At 62.0% G+C, this 14,168-nt stretch carries 15 protein-coding genes; 10 read left to right on the forward strand and 5 right to left on the reverse strand.

Translation table 11 applies throughout. The features are described 5' to 3' along the window. Window positions 1-145: 145 nt before the first annotated feature. On the forward strand, window positions 146-322 hold the full coding sequence (locus LB533_RS07305; protein WP_140553474.1) for a hypothetical protein: 177 nt from the start codon (window positions 146-148) through the stop codon (window positions 320-322). On the opposite strand, the gene LB533_RS07310 is transcribed toward LB533_RS07305, so the two are convergent. Next, window positions 323-886 carry a sigma-70 family RNA polymerase sigma factor gene (locus LB533_RS07310; RefSeq protein ID WP_140553532.1) on the reverse strand — a complete coding sequence of 188 codons (564 nt, stop codon included), beginning with the start codon at window positions 884-886 and terminating at the stop codon, window positions 323-325. A gap of 301 nt (window positions 887-1,187) precedes the next feature. Here LB533_RS07310 and LB533_RS07315 point away from each other — a divergent pair, with 301 nt between their 5' ends. Continuing rightward, window positions 1,188-3,299 (forward strand): catalase, encoded by a 2,112-nt coding sequence (locus tag LB533_RS07315; RefSeq protein WP_140638354.1) that lies wholly within the window; start codon window positions 1,188-1,190, stop codon window positions 3,297-3,299. Between the two features lie 70 nt (window positions 3,300-3,369). On the opposite strand, the gene LB533_RS30095 is transcribed toward LB533_RS07315, so the two are convergent. The 3 genes from LB533_RS30095 to LB533_RS07330 all read right to left on the reverse strand — a co-directional run bounded on the left by LB533_RS30095 (window position 3,370) and on the right by LB533_RS07330 (window position 6,059). Further along, window positions 3,370-3,858, reverse strand: a complete 489-nt coding sequence (locus LB533_RS30095) for a hypothetical protein (RefSeq protein ID WP_140638353.1) — start codon at window positions 3,856-3,858, stop codon at window positions 3,370-3,372. An 86-nt stretch (window positions 3,859-3,944) separates the two neighbouring features. Next, the gene (locus LB533_RS07325; RefSeq protein WP_140638352.1) at window positions 3,945-5,240 is read right to left on the reverse strand and encodes an Nramp family divalent metal transporter; all 1,296 of its coding nucleotides are present in this window, start codon (window positions 5,238-5,240) and stop codon (window positions 3,945-3,947) included. A gap of 507 nt (window positions 5,241-5,747) precedes the next feature. Continuing rightward, complete coding sequence (locus tag LB533_RS07330) at window positions 5,748-6,059, reverse strand: hypothetical protein (protein ID WP_181169286.1); 312 nt, start codon at window positions 6,057-6,059, stop codon at window positions 5,748-5,750. A 209-nt stretch (window positions 6,060-6,268) separates the two neighbouring features. Here LB533_RS07330 and coxB point away from each other — a divergent pair, with 209 nt between their 5' ends. From coxB to LB533_RS07355, 5 genes are all read left to right on the forward strand, one after another. Further along, a complete protein-coding gene (gene coxB, locus LB533_RS07335) occupies window positions 6,269-7,396 on the forward strand; it encodes a cytochrome c oxidase subunit II (protein ID WP_140638351.1) in 1,128 nt (375 codons plus the stop codon). Further along, the gene (gene ctaD, locus LB533_RS07340) at window positions 7,393-9,336 is read left to right on the forward strand and encodes a cytochrome c oxidase subunit I (RefSeq protein WP_140638350.1); all 1,944 of its coding nucleotides are present in this window, start codon (window positions 7,393-7,395) and stop codon (window positions 9,334-9,336) included. The genes coxB and ctaD overlap by 4 nt, the downstream gene beginning before the upstream one ends. Continuing rightward, window positions 9,333-9,935: a heme-copper oxidase subunit III gene (locus LB533_RS07345; protein ID WP_140638349.1), complete on the forward strand. Its 603-nt coding sequence runs from the start codon at window positions 9,333-9,335 to the stop codon at window positions 9,933-9,935. Before ctaD ends, LB533_RS07345 begins: the two co-directional genes overlap by 4 nt. A gap of 1 nt (window position 9,936) precedes the next feature. After that, window positions 9,937-10,278: a hypothetical protein gene (locus LB533_RS07350; RefSeq protein WP_140638348.1), complete on the forward strand. Its 342-nt coding sequence runs from the start codon at window positions 9,937-9,939 to the stop codon at window positions 10,276-10,278. Between the two features lie 107 nt (window positions 10,279-10,385). Then, entirely contained in the window at window positions 10,386-11,756 is a 1,371-nt protein-coding gene (locus LB533_RS07355; RefSeq protein ID WP_140638347.1) for a c-type cytochrome, read from the forward strand. A gap of 58 nt (window positions 11,757-11,814) precedes the next feature. On the opposite strand, the gene LB533_RS07360 is transcribed toward LB533_RS07355, so the two are convergent. Then, window positions 11,815-12,753, reverse strand: coding sequence for a LysR family transcriptional regulator (locus tag LB533_RS07360; protein ID WP_140638346.1), 939 nt, complete (start codon window positions 12,751-12,753; stop codon window positions 11,815-11,817). A 125-nt stretch (window positions 12,754-12,878) separates the two neighbouring features. On the opposite strand from LB533_RS07360, the gene LB533_RS07365 reads away from it, so the two are divergent. Genes LB533_RS07365 through LB533_RS07375 form a run of 3 tightly spaced genes read left to right on the forward strand, consistent with a single transcriptional unit; the run spans window position 12,879 to window position 14,168 of the window. Further along, window positions 12,879-13,091, forward strand: coding sequence for a tautomerase family protein (locus LB533_RS07365; RefSeq protein WP_140638345.1), 213 nt, complete (start codon window positions 12,879-12,881; stop codon window positions 13,089-13,091). A gap of 30 nt (window positions 13,092-13,121) precedes the next feature. Further along, window positions 13,122-13,862, forward strand: a complete 741-nt coding sequence (locus LB533_RS07370; protein ID WP_140638344.1) for an SDR family oxidoreductase — start codon at window positions 13,122-13,124, stop codon at window positions 13,860-13,862. A gap of 60 nt (window positions 13,863-13,922) precedes the next feature. Further along, window positions 13,923-14,168, forward strand: coding sequence for a hypothetical protein (locus LB533_RS07375; RefSeq protein ID WP_210239866.1), 246 nt, complete (start codon window positions 13,923-13,925; stop codon window positions 14,166-14,168).

Genomic DNA, 14,168 nt, shown 5'->3' on the forward strand with positions numbered 1-14,168 from the left:
TCCGCGACTCTCGGCAATCGAGAATAGAAGAAAAAACCTGTGCAAGGGCTACCTGGCAACGGTCTCTGCGCCGGCCATCTGCTTGTAATGCCCGGCGCTTGTCATCACAGTAGGATGAAGGACTGCCATCCATCCAGAGAATACGATGTCCCGTTCGAGCGATGATACCATGGACCCGCGCGCAGGCATGGCGATGGATCAGGAGATTGCCTCTCTGCTGATCGCCATCGAACAGGAAAAGGTTCCCGATCGCCTGACCAGACTGGCGATCGAACTGCAAAACGCGCTCGTCGCGAAACGCCGGCGCGACGTAAAGAACTGACTATCTGCGGCTGTCGGCATCGATATCGAACTGTCCATTCGACAGATGATTTCGTCTTTCCACCAGCGTCTGCAGCGAACTCTCCCCCAGGAACTCAAGGACGGCGGCGCGGGCACGATTGAGCCGGCTTTTGACCGTCCCCACCGCACAACCACATATCTCGGCCGTTTCCTCATAGCTGACACCAAGAACGCCGATCAGCATCAGCACCTCGCGTTGGTGCTCAGGGAGCCTCTGGATGGCGCCGTGAACTTCCTTGCTCTGAACTGTCCATTCCTGGGTGGCTTCCGAAATCGGCCTCGAGGACGCGCAGTCGAGCAGGCCAGGCGCTTCCCTGGCAGCGACCTTGATGCGAGTGTAGTAGGTGTTGCGCATGATGGTGAAGAGCCACGACTTCATGCGCGTGCCGGGTTCGAACTTGTCGATGTTGGCGAGCCCCTTCGTCAGCGTCTCCTGCACCAGATCGTCGGCATCGTCGGGGATGCGGCAGAAGGTGCGCGCGAAAGCCCGCAGCGCGGGTATCAGGTCAACGATGGAAACTTCATGGGTTTCCTGGTCGGCCAAAACATAGCCTTCGCCTGACAATGGTCCAGCTCCCAGAAAGAAGTATGAATGCAGACCCCAGCTAAATGCATGGACGTTTGTATCGTTCCGGGCGTTGAAGATAACTCTCCAGAAAATTCTGCACTGCCAGGATGCCGGCCGAACGATCCTGCTGTGCCTGCGCCCCCTGGCGCGCGTGCACCGGCGTGCCCGCGCTGGCTTCGGGTAGGGCGGCGCGCCGTTTGTGCGGGAACAAAGCCCTGCGCCAGCAGTTCGGCGCCTTGAGCCAAGTCAGCCCGCGGGCGTCAATCGAGGAAAAATCATGGCCAAATCCGCACACCGTTCAGCTCCCAAATCGGCGAGCGTGCACGATCAGAATGCCGCGCGGGGAAATGGCGGCGAATTGCACCAGATCGCGGGAGCCGAAACGCCTGCTCTTACGACCTCCCTGGGAACTCCTGTCTCCGACGACCAGAACACATTGCGGATCGGCGAGCGCGGACCGTCTTTGATCGAGGACTCCCACTTTCGGGACAAGATCTTCCACTTCGATCACGAACGCATCCCGGAAAGGGTGGTGCATGCCCGCGGTTACGGCGCTCATGGCTATTTCGAGACCTATGAATCGCTGGCCAAATACACGCGTGCAGACATTTTCCAGCGCGCTGGCGAAAAGACGCCAGCCTTCGTGCGGTTCTCGACCGTTGCCGGCAACAAGGGCTCGTTCGATCTCGCCCGAGACGTACGCGGCTTTGCCGTCAAGCTCTACACCAAGGAAGGCAATTGGGACCTCGTCGGCAACAACATTCCCGTCTTCTTCATCCAGGACGCCATCAAATTTCCGGACCTCATCCATGCCGCCAAGCAGGAGCCCGACCGGGCTTTCCCGCAGGCCCAGACCGCACATGACAATTTCTGGGATTTCATCAGCCTGATGCCGGAATCGATGCACATGGTCATGTGGATCATGTCGGATCGAGCGATACCGCGCTCCTTCCGTTTCATGCAAGGCTTTGGCGTCCATACGTTCCGCCTCGTCAATGCCGACGACGAATCCACATTCGTCAAATTCATCTGGAAGCCGAAACTCGGCATGCAGTCGGTGATCTGGAACGAAGCGGTCAAGATCAATGGTGCCGATCCCGACTTCCACCGCCGCGACCTGTGGGAAGCGATCCAATCAGGAAACTTCCCGGAATGGGAGCTGACGGTGCAATTGTTCGACCAGGATTTTGCCGACAGCTTCGACTTCGACATCTTGGACGCCACGAAGATCATCCCTGAAGAGATCATCGAGCCAATCCCGGTCGGGCGGCTGGTGCTCGACCGCATGCCGGACAATTTCTTCGCCGAGACCGAGCAGGTCGCATTCATGACCCAGAACGTGCCGCCCGGGATCGACTTCTCCAACGACCCGCTTCTGCAGGGCCGCAACTTCTCCTATCTCGACACCCAGTTGAAGCGGCTGGGCAGCCCGAACTTCACCCATATTCCGATCAACGCTCCGAAATGCCCCTTCGCACATTTTCAGCAGGACGGGCACATGGCCATGCACAACCCGGTCGGCCGCGCCAACTATGAGCCGAATTCGTGGGGATCGGGTCCCCGCGAGGATCCGCAACGCGGCTTCCGCTCTTTTGCCGACGCCGAAGAGGGGCAGAAGGTGCGCCTGCGGGCGGAGAGCTTCGCCGACCACTACAGCCAGGCGCGGCAATTCTTCAACAGCCAGACAGCGCCGGAGCAACGCCATATCGCCATGGCGCTGACATTCGAATTGAGCAAGGTGCAGGCACCGGCGATCCGCGAACGCATGGTGGCGCATCTGCTGAACATAGACGAAACGCTGGCGACTCAAGTCGCCGACAAGCTTGGCATTCGAAACATGCCCGACCCCGCCGAGGCCGCCGTCCCGCCGCGCGACGACCTGCCGCCGTCTCCGGCTCTCAGCATTATCGAGAACGGCCCCGACAGTTTCAAAGGCCGCAAGGTCGGCGTGTTGCTGAGCGACGGGGCCGACACGGCGCTTTTCGAACAAATCCGCTCGGCCATCGAAACGGAAGGCGCGGTCATGGAGGTAATCGCACCCAAGGTAGGCGGCGTCGAGGCCGCCGACGGCACCCACATCGAAGCCAGGCACATGATCGACGGCGGTCCATCGGTCCTGTTCGACGCCGTGGTACTGCTCCTGTCCGAACCGGACGCCGAGTTGCTGGTGAAGGAGGCAGCCGCGAAGGACTTCGTGTCGGATGCCTTCGCACATTGCAAGTTCATCGGCTTCACACCGGGAGCCGAGCCGCTGCTGGCCAAGGCAGGCGTCGCCGCCGATGCCGATGAGGGATTGATGCGGCTGGACTCCGCAGCCTCCGCCAAGGCATTCGTGCAGGCTTGCCGCAAGCTGCGACTGTGGGCCCGGGAAGCGGCCGTCAAGCTGTGACGCGATCGACCCCACACGGATTCCCCGTCCGTGAGCGGCGGTTCGGCCAGCCGGATTCCAGTGGTGCGGGTTATGGGCGGTGTTGCTCCTTGGCCTCCCGCTGTTTTCTCAGCACTTCGTCGGTTCCGACCAGCTTCTTGGCTCCGCCTGGAATGGAGGTGGACACCACCGCTGGCGGGTCGCTTGCGGGAAAGGAATCTTCCAGACCGGCCTGCAGCTGATCCTCCAGCGTTTGCGGCTCTTCCGAGCGGCCGGGGGTTCTGCGGTCCTCTATCTTTTCCAGCGGTTGCTTCTTATCCGGCGATTCGTTCACGTCCCTGATCCAGCCATAAAGCTGTTCGATCGCGAATTCCTTGATCGCCTCGAAATCGGCCCGATCGTCCTTGGTCGCCTCGATCTGATCGACCATGGCTTTCTCGAACCGGGCAAGGCTATCATCCCCGCAGGCCCGGGAAAGACGCAACAATGCCTCATGCAGCATCATCGGGGCGAAACGAGCCGAAGCCTCGAGTCTCAGTTGCTCTAAATGCTCTTGAGTGGCGGCTTGGAACTTTGACATGGACAGCCCTTTCTCTCATACGAACTTCAACGAGAGTTGACCGTGGATGTTCCACTGGGCCTGAACGTCCTTTCCGCGCCGGCGAACTACATGAACCAGGTCGCCACCAGTCCCGCGGACGCCGCAAAGACCGCTATGGTCGTCACGCCGCCCAGAATGTTGGTGGCCCTGCTGTTGACCTTGTCGCCCATGATCTTGCGATTGTTGGTCATGATGAGCATGAGAAGCAGCAGAGGTGGCGTTGAAAAACCCTGCACGATGCCGGACCAGACCAAGGCTTTCATCGGGTTGAAGCCAAAGAAATTGAGACCCACCGCCACCAGGGTGATCACTCCCGTGGCGATGTAGAATTTGGGCGCGTGTCGGGGCTTGGCGTTCAAGCCATTCTTCCATCCCATGGCCTGCGCGAAATCGAAAGCGGCGCCCGCCGTCATGACCGGCACCGCCAGGAAGCCGACGCCGATCACCCCGGCCGCAAAGAGAATTCCCGCCGCGTCACCGGCAAGCGGCCGCAGCGCTTCGGCCGCCTGCGCCGCCGTTTCGATCTGGGTCTGCCCTGCCTCGTACAGCGTCGATCCGGTAGAAAGGATGATGAAATACATGATCAGATTGGAAAAGATCATGCCGATCAGGATATCGCGCCGGGACCGGCGGAGTTCACCCTCGGTGGCTCCCTTGCGCTCTTCGAGGCTCGTTCTGCCCTTGGCGATCTCCTCCTCCACCTCCTGGTTGGACTGCCAGGTGTAGAGATAGGCGGACAGCGTCGTGCCGACGATGGCGACGATGATGGACAGATATTCGCGGCTGAACTCGATTTTCGGCAGCAAGGTGCCGCGCAGCACAGAGACCACGTCCGGCTTGGCGAGCACGGCGGAGACCACGTAGGCAAGCAGGGCCAGCGCCAACCATCGGAATATGTTGCGGATCAGCTTGTAGGATCCGAACACCTGCAAGGCAAAAATGATCATCGCAACAACAATGACGACCAAGTTCGAAGGCAGCGGAACGAACAGCACGACAGCCGCCGACATCGCGCCAAGATCGGCGGCTGCCTCGATCGTGTTGCCGATCAGCACGCCCACCAGCACGGACCACAGCAGCCAACGCGGATAGAAATCGGAAATGACCTTGAAAAGACCGCGGCCCGAGACTTGGCCAAGTTTGGACGAGAGATAGACGACGATGTACATCATCGGGAGAGTGACGGGAGCCGTCCACAAAAGGTCGGGCCCGAACCGGGCTCCGGCACTCGCATAGGTGCCAATGGCCGAGCAGTCGTCGTCGGCCGCCCCGGTGATCAGTCCGAGCCCGAGCGCCCGGGTGATGCCGCCGTTTTTTCGCTGCCTCTCGCTTTGGTCGGCATTGTCAGCTGGTCCACTCATTGGAGAGGCGTGTCCAACGAGGCCACACAGGAGAAATTCATGTCGATTGTTCCGACCAAGTGCCGTTTCTGAGATTGAGGCTGGAACCCCCGTTCAGGCTTTTTGTTCCTGTGGAAGCCAACCGCCTAATGGAACGTAGCGCCCGGCTTGCCCGTTGATGCCGCTGAAGCCGCATCGGCTTGAACATCGACATGATATGCCCCGGGGCCGACGAGGAGAGCGACGTTCGCGGAAGGTGCCGGCGATGAGCCTCACCGCGCTCTTTTCGACCTCCATCTGCTATGGCAATGGCGCCCCTGCCGCTGGTTGGACGCTGGCTCTTCCATCACCTTACCGCTCGCGGGGATCGTGGCGCCATGGCGTGGGCGCCGTCTATGGTGGGGCCGCGCTGCTCATGGCGGCTCTCTGGATTCGGGAAAGCGGAAAGCGGCAGGCGCGGCACGACCTGCGTGCCGTCTGATAGCCGAGAAAAACAGAAAGTCGACCCTGGGCGATCTACTGGTGCTGTCAGGCCGAGCCTCGTCCAGGCAATTGCGTCTGTTCGCTGACCTGCTCCCGCAGTTTCTCACGCGCGCGTTCCACCTGGGCCTGGTCGGTGGATTGCGAGGCGCTACGCCCCGACCGATCCAGCCTGTCCAACTCGCGCTCGACCGTTTGGCGAGAACCCTCCGCCGGATCCTCTTCCGGATGGCTGTCCGTAGCCTGTTCCTGCCGCGTCTCTTCCCTGCCTCGGCGGTCGTTGCGCGTCGCGTCCTGGCTGCGATTGTCCTTGCCTGCGACGCTTCGATGTCCGCCGGCCGTTTTGTCTGTGTTGCTCATGGCTAGTTCCTAAACTTTCGCGGCGCGGACCCGTCCGATGCGCGTCCCGCGCCTTTGCCTGAAGAAACGGGCATATCCGCCATTTGGTTGCGCTCCCGGCGCGCAAGCCTCGGCCCGGCGCCAATCGCAGCGCAGAAAAGCCGGCCACCGTTGCCAAGCATCCTTTTACAGCGATCCGCGTTATCGCCTTCATCGATGGTGGATTTTACATGGCAAGATGCACGGGCCCGTCATCCGCTCCCGGCAACGGCGGCGATCATCGGTTGCGTCCGCCTTTGCACGTCCAGCTCGAACCGCGTCCGGCAATCGTCTTCCTAGGCATCCTGAAACGGGCCGGCCCCGCGTCTACATTGGTGTCGACGGTCCTGAGCGGGTGCAGCGGCTGGCAATCCGCGCTCCACGCACATGGTGCGAATGCCCGTGCGATTCTCGATCTCATCTGGTCCTTTGGCGCGGTGGCGACCATCACCTGGCTGCTCGTCATGCTGGCCCTGGCAATGGCGCTCTTCCATCAGCGCCGGGCACAAGCAGCACCCCCGCCGCTGGTCATCGACAGCCATCAGGAGCACAGGTTTGGCCGCGCGGTCGGAAGCGCCGTCGCGGCGACCGTGCTGGTTCTCTCCGCGCTGACGATAACGAGCTTCTTCGCAGGCAAATCCATTGCCTCGCTGGGCGGAAAGGAGACGCTCACCGTCCGCATCACAGGGCATCAATGGTGGTGGGAGATACGCTATCCCAACGATGATCGGTCGCGGACGATTGTCACGGCGAACGAAATCCACGTTCCCGTCGGCGAGCCAGTCAAGGTCGAGCTCGATTCGATCGATGTCATTCACAGCTTCTGGGTGCCAAGTCTCGCCGGCAAACGGGACCTCATTCCGGGCCGGCCAAGCGAGATCACCCTCATTGCCGACAGGCCCGGTATCTATCGCGGCCAGTGCGCCGAGTTCTGCGGCTACCAGCATGCCCACATGGCCATCATCGTCGTCGCGGAAAGCCGCGAAGCGTTCGAGGCATGGCGGTCCAGGCAAGACGCCGCCGCCATCGCGCCTGCCAGCGAGGAGGAACGCCGCGGCCAGCAGGCTTTTCTTTCCACCGGTTGCGCGCTCTGCCACACGATCAGGGGCACGCCGGCCAAGGGAACGGTCGGGCCCGACCTTACCCATCTCGCAAACCGGCGTGCATTGGCCGCCGACACGCTGGCCATGGCGCCCGGCGCACTTGCCGCGTGGATCGCCGATCCGCAATCTCTAAAGCCCGGCGCGAAGATGCCGCGCATTGCTCTCAGCGCCGACGATCTTCATGCGGTCGTCGCCTATCTTGGAAGCCTTGAATGAGTGGCGTTGCCGGGAAGACGGCCGGGCAAAGACAGGAAGCGGCCCTGAAAGGCATCCGCGACATCGGCCTCGACGAGGCAAGACTGCACGAGTGTCTGGCGCATGCCTGGCGGACGCCGAAAGGCCTCTATGGCTGGCTGGTCACGGTCGACCACAAGCTGATCGGACGGCGCTATATGGTGACGGCCTTCCTGTTCCTCGCCCTTGCCGGCCTGTCGGCACTTGCCATGCGGTTCCAGCTTGCCACGCCGGAGGCACGCCATATCGGCCCCGATCTCTACAACCAGCTCTTCACCATGCATGGCACGACGATGATGTTCCTGTTCGCCGTACCGGTCATGGAAGCGTTCGCCATCTACCTGGTGCCGCTGATGATCGGCACCCGAAACGTCGCCTTCCCGCGGCTCAACGCCTTCAGCTACTGGGTCTATCTCTCAGGCGGTTTGATGATCTGGATCGCCTTCGCTTTCGACACGGGCGCGGATGCCGGCTGGTTTTCCTACGTGCCGCTCGCCGGACCTGAATATGGGATCGGCAAGCGTCCCGATTTCTGGGCGCAGATGGTGACCTACACCGAAGTGTCCGCACTCGCGGTCGCCGTCGAGATCATCGCGACTGTGTTCAAGCAGCGCGCCCCTGGCATGTCGCTCGATCGCATCCCGCTCTATGTCTGGTCGGTCCTTGTCATGGCTTTCATCATATTGTTCGCCATGCCCGCCGTGATGGTGTCGAGCACGATGCTGATCCTCGACCGGCTGGTCGGCACCAGGTTCTTTGATCCGGCGGCCGGGGGCGATGCACTGCTCTGGCAGCACCTGTTCTGGTTCTTCGGCCACCCGGAGGTCTATATCATCTTCATTCCCGCGACCGGCTTCGTCTCGGCAATCCTGCCGACCTTCGTGCGCCGTCCGGTCTTCGGCTATCTCGGCATCGTGCTGTCGCTGATTGCGATCGGCTTTCTTTCCTTCGGTCTGTGGGTGCATCATATGTTCGCCACGGGCCTGCCGCAGCTCGGCGAGAGCTTCTTCACCGCCTCCTCGATGATGATCGCCATTCCGAGCGGCATCCAGATCTTCTGCTGGACCGCGACGATCTGGGGCGGCCGGCCGATTTTTGCCACGCCGCTGCTTTTCGTGCTCGGCTTCATCTTCACCTTCGTGATCGGCGGGCTGACCGGGGTCATGGTCGCCTCGGTGCCGCTCGACCTGCAGGTGCACGATACCTATTTCGTCGTAGCGCATTTCCACTATGTGCTGGTCGGGGGCGCCGTATTCCCCCTGCTCGGCGCCGTCTATTACTGGTTTCCCAAGATCACTGGCCGCATGCTGTCCGAGAGGCTCGGCCGCTGGAATTTCTGGCTTGTCTTCATCGGCTTCAATCTCACCTTCTTCCCGATGCACATCCTTGGCCTGCAAGGCATGCCGCGGCGCGTCTACACCTATCCGCCGGCGAGCGGCTGGGGCGGCACGAACCTGTTCATCAGCATCTCGTCGCTGGTGGTGTTCGCCGGCTTCGCGCTTTTTGTCCTGAACGTGCTGCTCAGCCTTCGCAACGGTCGCATCGCGGGAGACAATCCCTGGGGGGCGAGCACACTGGAATGGGCAACGACGTCGCCGCCGCCTTCCTACGATTTTTCGCGCCTGCCGGTGGTGACCCATCGCGAGCCGCTCTGGGCCGAAGCAGACATACTCCCGGTCGTCGAGGGCCTGCGCGTCGACGCGCGCGAGGTGCTTGCCGGCACGGTCGCCGATGCGGTGCCGCAGCTGCGGGTGCCATCGGCCGACAATTCGATCTGGCCGCTGCTCTCGGCCATTGCCGTGGGCGGCGCGTTTCTGGGCTCGATATACACGCCATGGGCGGTGGTCTGGGGCGCGATACCGGTCTCGATCGGCTTTATCTGCTGGTTCTGGCCGAAAGGCGAGCCGGAGGACGAAGAATGAGACACCGGCCAACCGTCGACGTCAGCCGCCTGCCCACCTATGATTTTGGATCGGCGAGCCCGATCTGGTGGGGAACGGTGGCCTTCATCGCCCTTGAAGCGACCGGTTTTGCCCTGGCGATCGGCACCTATTTCTACCTGGCTGTGCAGGCGCGGCATTGGCCGATCGGAGCGCCAGCACCCGATCTCCTGCCGGGCACGGCAATATTGGTCATTCTGCTTGCCAGCGCCGTTCCCAACCGTCTGATCGATCTTTGGGCGCGGCGGCAGGACCTTGTGAAGGTGCGCATCGGCATCGTGGTCATGTCGATCGCCGGAATTCTTCCCCTGATCGTGCGCATCTGGGAATTTCCTGCGCTCCGGATCTCCTGGGACCAGAATGCCTACGGGTCGATCGTCTGGTTCCTGCTCGGCCTGCACACGACACACCTCCTCACCGATGTCGGGGACACGATCGTGCTCGCCGTTCTCATGTTCACCAAGAAAGGCAACACCGGACGCCACTTCAGCGACGTGTCGGACAATGCCTTCTACTGGGACTTCGTGGTCGTCTCATGGGTCGTGCTCTATCTCGTAATCTACTGGGTCCCGAGGATGTAACATGCAGGCGATCCGCACGGGCGTTTCCTGGGCAGGCCTGGTCACCGGACCAACAGCGTGGGCGGTATCGCTGCAGCTCGACTATTCAATCGCATACTGGCAATGCAGCGCCGGGTTTCGGCCCACTGTTCTGTTCTCGCTGACAGGCGCCGCCGTCGCGGCGCTGGGCGTCCTGTGGTCATGGCGCGCCGTTCGTGATCCAAGGCACGGCACGAGCCCGCCCCTAAAGGCGCGCACGCGCGCGTTTCTGGCCAGGACTTCGGTAGGTATCGGGGCCCTGTTCACGCTCGTCATGCTGGCGCAAATGGCGGCCGGATTGATCTTCAGCGGATGCGAACTGTGACTGTGCAGCGGAGCCGACGAGCGGTCATCCGCCATGGGCAGCGTTTGCGGTGGCCTGCTGCGAGCGTTCCGTTCCTCGCCGTTCTCCTACGTGTAGTCGCGACCGTCATGGCGTCGCTGGCGCCTGGCACGCCGCTGCGGGCGAACGAGATCCAGAAAGGCGAATATCTTGCCCGAGCCGCCGATTGCGTCGGCTGCCACACGTCCAATCCGAGCCGGCCTTTCGCCGGAGGCTATCGGGTGCCAACGCCGTTCGGCGATGTCTATTCCACCAACATCACACCGGACCCCGACACAGGCATCGGGCGCTATTCCGCCGACGAATTCGTGCGAGCCGTGCAGAAAGGCGTCAGACGCGACGGGGCCGATCTCTATCCCGCCATGCCATATGACAGCTTCGCCGGGATGAACCGCGAGGACGTGCTCGCGATTCGAGCGTACCTCCTCACGAAGGCGCCGATTTCTCAGCCGCGGCCGCCAAACATCCTGCCCTTTCCATTCAACCAGCGCTGGACGCTCCGGTTGTGGAAACTTGCCAACTTCCACGCCGGCGGCTTCGGGCCAAATCCAAGCAGAACCGCCGCGTGGAACAGGGGCGCCTACCTGGTGGAGGTGCTCGGCCACTGTGGCGCCTGCCACACGCCGAGGAATACGACTTTCGGCATGGATGAAGACCGCAAGCTTGCCGGCGGCAGCGCCGGCATCTGGCAGGCGTTCAACATCAGCAGCGACAAGATCGCGGGCATAGGGGGCTGGAGCGATGAGGAGCTGTTTCGGTTTCTCAAGACCGGCGCCGTGCCTGGAAAGGCGTATGCGGGCGGTCCGATGGCGGAAACCGTCATGAACAGTCTGCAATATCTTTCGGACGACGATATTCGTGCCATCGTCGCCTATCTCAGGACCGTGCCCGCCCAATCGGGAGACGAGACGCGGCCGCGCTTCGCGTGGGCCAATCCGCCCGCAGCCGCCCGCGATGCCGGGACGAAAACCAGCGTGGAGGGCAGCGGGGTCGCGGTGGGCGACGATCTCTACCGGTCGCTCTGCTCGGGATGCCATGGCCTGAATGGAGACGGATCGGCGGATGGCACCTATCCATCACTGACCAACAACAGCACTCTCGGCGTAACCTCGCCTGAGAATGTCGTCATGACCATCCTTGAAGGCGTCAAGGCAGGCGGCGTCGCGGGCCGCAAATCGATGGCGGCCTTTGACGGCTGGCTGGACGACGGCCAGGTGGCGGCCCTTGCAAACTATGTGACCGCGCGCTTCGGAAACCCGCAAGTCAGCGTCACGGCAGCCGATGTGCGCCAGATGCGGGCAGGCTCGACGACAGAGCAGACGGTGCTGGTTCTGGCGGCCCAGGCGCTGGTGGCGGGCGGCATCGTATTTGCGCTTGGTCTGGCGCTTCTGCTCGCCAGACGCCTTCGCCTGAGAATGCACCAGAGGCATCTCACATTCATGCATAGAGACGGGCCATGAGACGGTGTGCCGAAGCGTGGCGTACCTGTTCCGCCTTTCCGTGCAACGATGAACTGCCTCAGCTTGATATCTCGACCGAGCCCTTCTGAGAGGAACGCCCGGCAGCGCCGCGAGGGGCGCGAAAGACGTCCGCCAGCCAATCGATGAACACCCTGATCCGCGAAGACAGATGGCGGCTCTGGGGATAGAGCACGGATACGGGTATCGCCGGGGGTGGAAAGGTTTCCAGTATCGGAACCAACTGTCCGGCGGCGATCTGATGTTCCACGCGATAGCGCGGGACCTGTATCAATCCGAGCCCGGCAACGCCGGAGGCCGTGTAGATTTCGGCGCCTCGGACGACGATATCGTAGGGTAGTGGAACCTCACTTGCCACACCGTCCTTCTCGAACTCCAGCGGGTATGGCTGCCCTGTCGCGGAGGCGGTATAGGCAACCATTCGATGGCCGCCGAGATCATCTGGTGTCGAAGGGACGCCGTGACGTTCGAGATAGGCTGGGCTCGCCAAGGTGAGTTGCTCGAATGCGGTGATGCGGCGACCGATCAGAGACGAGTCGGACAGTTCGCCGGCTCGCACGACGCAATCGACGCCTTCAGTGATGAGGTCGACCATCCGGTCGCCTTCGCTGAGGCTGAGCGAGATGCCGGGATAGCGCGTGATGAACTCGGGCAAGACGGGCATGACGAAAAACCGCGCGATGGTCCCCTGCATATCCACACGAAGCGGACCCTTGGGTTCGGCATTCCTGAAGACGCTCTCCACCTCATCCAGGTCCGCAAGGAGCCGGATGCAGCGCTCATGGTAGCGTGCGCCATCGAGCGTCGGCCTCACATTTCGGGTTGTCCGTTCGAGGAGCCGAACGCCGAGATCCGCTTCCAGACGCTGGATCGCATGCGTGGCGGTTGGGCGCGGAACCCGCAGGTCCCGCGCGGCCTGAGCAAAGCTCCCGCGCTCGACGATCCTGACGAAGAGCCGCATGATGTCGATGCGATCCATAACCATCTCGTAGTCGATTGTTATGGATTTTGAAATGGTGATGTTAAAATCGGCTTTCTAGTGCTTGTTTTAAAAACAGCTACCTTCACACCATTCAAGTCATCAGATCGACAGGAGTGAAGATCATGCCCTTCGTCAATTTCAAGGTCCCCGAAGCGGCGCTGAACCGGGCCCAGAAAGAAGAGATCGTCCATCGGGCCACGGCGATGCTCGTGGAATATTTCTCCGAGGCCGCTCGGCGGCACACCATGGTCCTGATCGAGGAGGTCAAGGACGGCGGTTACGCCCGCGCCGACGAGGTCTTCGTGATCCCGCAGGAATATCGAGCGAAAGATTGATGGCAGCAACACGTCAAAGGAACAACGACAATGATCACCTCAACGAACAAAGTTGCGATCGTCACCGGAGCGTCTCGCGGCATTGGAGCGGCCATCGCCCGCCGGCTGGCGAGCGACGGCCTCACGGTCGTCGTCAACTATGCAGGCAGCCCCGACGCGGCCGCCAAGCTGGTGGATGAAATCGAAAAGGCTGGTGGTCGAGCCACCTCCTTCCAGGCCGATGTCAGCGACCCGCAAGCTGTGAGACGGATGTTCGATTCCGCCGAAGCGGCCCATGGCGGCGTCGACGTGCTGGTGAACAATGCCGGCATCATGAAGCTCGCGCCGGTCGCTCAATTTGATGATGCGACCTTCGATCAGACCATCGCGATCAACCTCAAGGGCACGTTCAACGGCCTTCGCGAGGCGGCGAGGCGCCTGCGCGACGGCGGCCGCATCGTGAACTTCTCGACCAGCGTCGTCGGACTCTACCAGCCGACCTACGGCGTTTACGCGGCCACCAAGGCCGCGGTCGAAGCGCTCACCCACATCCTGGCGAAGGAGTTGGGATCCCGCGCCATCACGGTCAACGCGGTTGCGCCGGGGCCGGTGGCCACCGAGCTTTTTCTCGAAGGCAAAGATCAGGCTACGCTCGACCGCATCAAACAGATGAACCCGCTCGGCCGTCTGGGCGAGGTCGACGACATCGCGCGCGTCGTCTCCCTGCTGGTCGGGCCGGACAGCGGCTGGATCAACGGCCAGATCGTCCGCGCGAATGGCGGGGTCATCTGAGGAGCAGGATCATGAAGCCGTCATTCCCATCACTGGCGGATCGACCGGCCTCCCGCGCTGGTGCAGGCGGCCAAGACGCACCAAGACGTTTTTGCCGGTCTACCGGCCTATATCCATGAAGCAGTCCTGCGCGCGTATATCGGTGCCGCTGTGAAGCACGAATTGCGCGAAGAAGAGATGCGGCTTTATCTCCAGCCCTGGCTTACCGAGGAGGGTAAGGAGGCGTTCTGGCGCCAAGTGGCGCAGATGGACGACAAATACAGCGAGGAGATCGAAGGGGCCGTCCGCACTGGCCCGCTTTGGTAG

It is taken from the genome of Mesorhizobium sp. BR1-1-13 (assembly GCF_020165515.1).
Lineage (GTDB): Bacteria > Pseudomonadota > Alphaproteobacteria > Rhizobiales > Rhizobiaceae > Mesorhizobium.